Raw genomic sequence first — 3,399 nt, forward strand, 5'->3', positions numbered from 1 at the left:
GGCTTGCCCGCGAAAGCGGTGTGTCAGGTACGGCGCCTTCGCGGGCAAGCCTCGCTCCTACAGGGGCGCGGCCAACTCATTCATCCGTTGTAACACGGCGTTGAGGCCATTGCTGCGCGAAGGGGAGAGCTGTCGCGACAGTCCCAACTGACTGAACCAGTCCGGCAGGTCGACCTGCTGCAATTCGACCGCCGACAACCCGTTAACCCGCGCCAGCAACAACGCCACCAACCCGCGAATCAACCGCGCATCGCTGCTCGCCGCAAACTGCCAGTGACCGTCCTGCAACGATCCCACCAACCACACCTGACTTTCACAGCCATGCACGCGGTTGGCGTCGACTTTATCCACATCGCTCAACGCCGGCAGCCGGTCGCCCCATTGCATCAGCAGTCGCGCGCGTTGCTCCCAGCCGGCGGCGTTCTGAAACGTTTCCAGCGCTGTGACGGCATCGGCAGGGAGGTTCATCGCAACAACTCCAGCGCTTGATCCAGCGCATCAAAGAACCGTTGCAGGTCCTCGGAATCGTTGTAAAGCGCCAACGACACCCGAATCGCCCCGGCCAGTTCAAAGCTTTTCAGCAGCGGCATCGCGCAATGATGACCGGCGCGCACCGCGATCCCCTGTTCTGTCAGCAAGTGCGCCAGATCAGAGTTATGCACACCCTCGACGACAAAACTCGCCAGGGCCAGTTGCGGTTTGCCCAGCAAGCGAATGCCGTCGCGCGCCTCAAGACCTTTCAACAAATAGTCATGCAGCGCGGCTTCATGGGCCGAAACCGCGTCCTGATCGAGGCCGGCGAGGTAATCGAGCGTCGCCCCGAGACCAATCACGCTGGAGATCGGCGGCGTTCCTGCCTCGAAACCTAGCGGAGCAGGACGAAAGCGCGCGTGCTGGTAATCCGCATCCAGCACCATTTCGCCGCCGAACTGCCAATGGCGCAGTTGCTTGAGCGCCTCATGGCGGCCGAACAACACCCCCAGGCCATCCGGGCCATAGAGCTTGTGGCTGGAAAAGACATAAAAGTCGCAACCCAGCGCCTGCACATCGTGTCGGCCATGGACCACGCCTTGGGCGCCATCGACCACGGTCAATGCGTTGTGTGCCTTGGCCAGCGCCAGCAGCGCGGGCAATGGCTGCCAGGCGCCGAGCACATTGGACAGCTGACTGACCGCCAGCAAGCGGGTTCGCGGGCCGATCAACGCGGCGGCGGTGTCGAGGTCGATCAAGCCGTCGGCGTCCAGCGGCAGGATCACCAGTTTCAGATCGCGACGGTGGGCCAGTTGCTGCCATGGCAGCAGGTTGGCGTGGTGCTCCAGGGCGCTGATGACAATTTCATCGCCCGGATTGAACAGGTGTTCCAGGCCATAGGCCAGGAGGTTCAGCGCCGAGGTCGCGCCGTGGGTGAAGATGATCTGCCCGCAATCACCGGCATTCAGCCATTGCGCGACTTTATTGCGGCTGTCCTCGAACGCCTGGGTGGCATGCGCGCCGGGCAAGTGTTGCGCCCGATGCACGTTGGCTGCGCCATTGGCGTAGTAATGCGCCAGGGCATCCAGCAAGGCTTGAGGTTTTTGCGTGGTGGCGGCGTTGTCCAGATAGGTCTGGTCCTGCCGTTGCAGGGCGGCGATGGCCGGAAAATCGGCGCGCCAGGGGGAGAGAATCATCATGCTATCGGGCCCTGCTAAACATGGGCGGACGTACGCCTGACCTGATGGTCTGGGCTACGCCGGACCTGTAGGAGCGAAGCTTGCTCGCGAAGGGGCCGGTGAGATCCCCAAAAGCTTCGCGGGCAAGCCTCGCTCCTACAAGAACAGGTGGTCGTGACGCTCTGCTTAGTTGTGAGCGTGCAGCGCTTCGTTCAGTTCGATCGCCGATTTGTGGGTTTTGCATTCCACGGCACCGGTTTCCGAATTGCGGCGGAACAGCAGGTCCGGCTGACCGGCCAGTTCACGAGCCTTCACGACTTTGACCAGTTTGTTGTTTTCGTCCAGCAGCGCCACTTTGGTGCCAGCGGTCACGTACAGGCCCGATTCAACGGTGTTGCGGTCGCCCAACGGGATACCGATACCGGCGTTCGCGCCGATCAGGCAGCCTTCGCCAACCTTGATCACGATGTTGCCGCCACCCGACAGGGTGCCCATGGTCGAGCAACCGCCGCCCAGGTCCGAACCCTTGCCGACGAATACGCCAGCGGAAACGCGGCCTTCGATCATGCCCGGACCTTCGGTGCCAGCGTTGAAGTTGACGAAACCTTCGTGCATCACGGTGGTGCCTTCGCCGACGTAAGCGCCCAGACGGATACGGGCGGCATCAGCGATACGCACGCCGGCCGGCACGACGTAGTCGGTCATTTTCGGGAATTTGTCTACCGAGAACACTTCCAGCAGCTCGCCGCGCAGACGGGCTTCCAGTTGATGTTCGGCCAGTTCTGCGAGGTCGATCGCGCCCTGGCTGGTCCATGCGACGTTCGGCAGCAGCGGGAACACGCCGGCCAGGTTCAGGCCGTGCGGCTTGACCAGGCGATGGGACAGCAGGTGCAGCTTGAGGTAAGCCTCAGGCGTGGAAGTCAGCGGCGCATCTTCGGCCAGAATGGTGGCGACCAGCGGCTTGTGGCTTTCGGCCAGACGGGTCAGCAGGGCGGCCTGGGTTGCGTCGACACTTTTGAGTGCTTCAGCCAGTTGCGAAGCCTGGGCAGTGCTGAACGCGATGGCCTGATTGCCTTCGGTGTAACCCAGAACCGGCGCGATGGCCGCGACCAGATCGGCCGACGGGTTGAGCAGCGGCTGAGCGTAAAACACTTCGAGCCATGCGCCCTGACGATTTTGAGTGCCGACACCAAAGGCCAGGCTGAATACGGAAGTGGACATGTAAATACCTCTAACAAAATTGAACGGGCTGGCTTACTTGAGCGCTGCCGCGTAGATATCTGGCTTGAAGCCAATCAGGGTTCGGTCACCGAGATCGAGCACCGGGCGCTTGATCATCGAGGGTTGTGCGAGCATCAGTTCGATGGCTTTCGGCTGGTCGAGATCGGCTTTGCGTTCGTCGTCGAGCTTGCGAAAGGTCGTGCCTGCACGGTTCAACACCACTTGCCAGCCGTGCTCGTCGCACCATTGGCTCAGGTGTTCACGGTCGATTCCGACCGCTTTGTAATCATGAAAGTCATAGCTGACAGCGTGTTCATCGAGCCAGGTGCGCGCCTTTTTCATGGTGTCGCAGGCTTTGATGCCGAAAAGGTGCAACGTTTTGCTTGAATCGGTCAAGGAATTGCCCCCTTTACAGGTGCTGGAAAAAAAAGGTGACGGATTATGCCATGACCGTCCGGTTAAAACGCAAAACCCTGTAGGAGCCGAGCTTGCTCGCGAAAGCGGCTTAACATTCAACATTGATAGTGGC

The 3,399-nt window shown here is 61.0% G+C and carries 4 protein-coding genes; all 4 read right to left on the reverse strand.

Annotation, left to right across the window (positions count from 1 at the left end; genetic code table 11):
- Positions 1-57 precede the first annotated feature (57 nt).
- Entirely contained in the window at positions 58-468 is a 411-nt protein-coding gene (locus tag KGB27_RS31130) for a SufE family protein (RefSeq protein WP_223557371.1), read from the reverse strand.
- Positions 465-1,670: an aminotransferase class V-fold PLP-dependent enzyme gene (locus KGB27_RS31135; RefSeq protein WP_223557372.1), complete on the reverse strand. Its 1,206-nt coding sequence runs from the start codon at positions 1,668-1,670 to the stop codon at positions 465-467. The genes KGB27_RS31130 and KGB27_RS31135 overlap by 4 nt, the downstream gene beginning before the upstream one ends.
- Positions 1,671-1,835: 165 nt before the next feature.
- Positions 1,836-2,870, reverse strand: coding sequence for a 2,3,4,5-tetrahydropyridine-2,6-dicarboxylate N-succinyltransferase (gene dapD / locus KGB27_RS31140; RefSeq protein ID WP_223557373.1), 1,035 nt, complete (start codon positions 2,868-2,870; stop codon positions 1,836-1,838).
- A gap of 33 nt (positions 2,871-2,903) precedes the next feature.
- Positions 2,904-3,266: an ArsC family reductase gene (locus tag KGB27_RS31145; protein ID WP_008039388.1), complete on the reverse strand. Its 363-nt coding sequence runs from the start codon at positions 3,264-3,266 to the stop codon at positions 2,904-2,906.
- Positions 3,267-3,399 lie beyond the last annotated feature (133 nt).

This window comes from Pseudomonas sp. BF-R-01, from assembly GCF_019946615.1.
Taxonomy (GTDB): Bacteria; Pseudomonadota; Gammaproteobacteria; order Pseudomonadales; family Pseudomonadaceae; genus Aquipseudomonas; species Aquipseudomonas migulae.

What these genes read in the sequence shown, in the direction of transcription:
- KGB27_RS31130 (WP_223557371.1), bottom strand. Translation starts at nt 468, where the DNA reads ATGAACCTCCCTGCCGATGCCGTCACAGCGCTGGAAACGTTTCAGAAC.
- dapD (WP_223557373.1), bottom strand. Translation starts at nt 2,870, where the DNA reads ATGTCCACTTCCGTATTCAGCCTGGCCTTTGGTGTCGGCACTCAAAAT.
- KGB27_RS31135 (WP_223557372.1), bottom strand. Translation starts at nt 1,670, where the DNA reads ATGATGATTCTCTCCCCCTGGCGCGCCGATTTTCCGGCCATCGCCGCC.